Genomic DNA, 2,511 nt, shown 5'->3' on the forward strand with positions numbered 1-2,511 from the left:
CGAGGCCAATGCTCTGGCGATCGACAGCGCGATCGCCACCGGTGCGCGCCGCCTGATCGTCAGCGCCATCGAACACGCCACGGTCCTGGAGACGGCTAAGGCTGCGGCCCTCGCGGTCGAGATCGTGCCCGTAGACGCTCAATGCGTCGCCGACCTGGGCTGGTTGGCCGAGCGCCTGTCGCGCTGGGACGCCGCCGACGCCGCGCCCTTCGTCGCCCTGATGCTGGCTCACAATGAGACCGGTGTGATCCAGCCGGTCGCACAAGCCGCCGCCCTGGTGCGCGAGGCCGACGGCTGGCTGCATGTCGACGCGGTGCAAGCCGCGGGCAAGGTCGCAATCGATTTTCGTGAGCTCGGGGCCGACACGCTGTCGTTGTCTGCGCACAAGCTGGGCGGTCCGCAGGGTGTGGGCGCGTTGGTCGCCGGGACGCGATCGACGATTTCCCGGCGCCTGCACGGCGGCGGCCAGGAGCGCGGACGCCGCGCGGGCACCCAGAACGTGCCCGGCATCGCCGGCTTCGGCGCAGCGGCGTCCGAAGCCATGCAAGATCTCCAGGCGATCGCCGAGCATTCCACCTGGCGCGACGCTGCGGAACTCGCGCTGCGCGAAGCCGGCGCCGTGGTGTTTGGCGAACGCGTCGACCGGCTGGCCAACACCCTGTGCTTCGCTGCGCCGGGCTACGACGCGAACCTCCAGGTGATGTCGCTGGACCTGGCCGGCGTCATGGTCAGCGCCGGCGCCGCCTGTTCGTCGGGCAAGGTCACGCCGAGCCACGTGCTCGCCGCCATGGGCGCGGGCGATCTGGCCGGCTGCGCCATCCGCGCCAGCGGTGGATGGGCGACGTGCGAACAGGACTGGAGCAGGCTCGCGGAAGCCTGGATCGAAGCCAATGACCGCCGAACCGCGCGCCGCCGCGCGTCGGCGGCTTAAGGAACAGCCGGATGGCCGCCGTCAAACAGACCGTCGAGCACGTGGAGGCCCTGGAGGCCTACAAGCACGGGTTCGTCACCGACATCGATCAGGAACTGGCGCCCAAGGGGCTGAACGCCGACACCGTTCGCTTCATCTCCGCCAAGAAGGGCGAGCCGCAGTGGATGCTGGACTGGCGGCTGGAGGCGTTCGAGCGCTGGCTCGTGCTGGAGGAGCCCGAGTGGGCGCGGGTCAATTTCCCGAAGATCGACTATCAGGACTCCCACTACTACGCGGCGCCCAAGGAGAAGACCGGTCCAAAGAGCCTCGATGAGGTGGATCCGGAACTGCTGGAGGTCTACGCGAAGCTCGGCATCCCGCTGCGCGAGCAGGAAGTGTTGGCCGGTGTGGAAGGCGCGCCGCGCTATGCGGTGGATGCGGTGTTCGACAGCGTCTCCGTCGTCACCACCTTCAAGAAGGAGCTGGCCCAGGCCGGCGTCATCTTCTGCTCGATGAGCGAGGCGATCCGCGACCACGGTGAGCTGGTGCGCCAGTACCTGGGCAGCGTCGTTCCGGTCTCCGACAACTACTTCGCCTGCCTGAACAGCGCGGTCTTCTCAGACGGCAGCTTTGTCTATGTCCCGCCGGGCGTGCGCTGCCCGATGGAGCTGTCGACCTATTTCCGCATCAACGCCGCCAGCAGCGGGCAGTTCGAGCGCACCCTGATCATCGCCGACGCCGGCGCCTACGTGTCCTACCTTGAGGGCTGCACCGCGCCGATGCGCGATGAGAACCAGCTCCATGCCGCGGTCGTCGAGCTGGTCGTGCTGGACGACGCCGAGATCAAATATTCGACGGTGCAGAACTGGTACCCGGGCGATCCGAAGACCGGCCTGGGCGGCATCTACAATTTCGTCACCAAGCGGGCCGACTGCCGCGGCGCGCGCTCCAAGGTCTCGTGGACCCAAGTCGAGACCGGCTCGGCGATCACCTGGAAGTATCCATCCTGCGTGCTGCGCGGCGAGGGGAGTTCGGGAGAGTTCTACTCGATCGCGGTGACCAACGGCTTCCAGCAGGCCGACACCGGCACCAAGATGATCCACCTGGGCGCCAACACCCGCTCCCGGATTATCTCCAAGGGCATCTCGGCGGGGCGCTCGTCCAACACCTACCGCGGCCTGGTCTCCGCCCACCCGAAGGCCACGGGCGCGCGCAATTTCACCCAGTGCGACAGCCTGCTGATCGGCAAGGACTGCGCAGCCCACACCACGCCTTACGTCGAGGCGCGTAACGGCCATTGCGTGTTCGAGCACGAAGCCACGACCACCCGGCTATCCGACGATCAGTTGTTCTACGCCATGCAGCGCGGCCTTTCCCAGGAGGAGGCCGTGCAACTACTGGTCAACGGCTTCGTCAAGGAGGTCCTTCAGGAACTCCCCATGGAGTTCGCCGTCGAGGCCCAGAAGCTGGTGGCGATCTCCCTGGAAGGCTCCGTCGGATGACGGGCGCGCACCGCCAGCATGTCGCCCGGCGCATCGTCGCTGAGATGGCGCCACCCCCATCCCCAACCCTTCCCCCCTCCAGGGGGAAGGGAGTTGAGA

2 protein-coding genes are annotated in these 2,511 nt (G+C 67.6%); both read left to right on the forward strand.

Features of this window, described 5'->3' with window-relative positions:
• On the forward strand, positions 1-931 hold a 931-nt coding region (locus tag Q8M88_RS09260; protein ID WP_305596636.1), incomplete at its 5' end, for a cysteine desulfurase family protein.
• Positions 932-942: 11 nt separating this feature from the next.
• Entirely contained in the window at positions 943-2,412 is a 1,470-nt protein-coding gene (gene sufB / locus Q8M88_RS09265; protein ID WP_305596638.1) for a Fe-S cluster assembly protein SufB, read from the forward strand.
• Positions 2,413-2,511 lie beyond the last annotated feature (99 nt).

This window comes from Phenylobacterium sp., from assembly GCF_030693805.1.
Taxonomy (GTDB): Bacteria; Pseudomonadota; Alphaproteobacteria; order Caulobacterales; family Caulobacteraceae; genus Phenylobacterium.

Excerpts from the sequence above, each read along its gene's own strand:
- sufB (WP_305596638.1), top strand. The coding sequence starts at position 943 with ATGGCCGCCGTCAAACAGACCGTCGAGCACGTGGAGGCCCTGGAGGCC.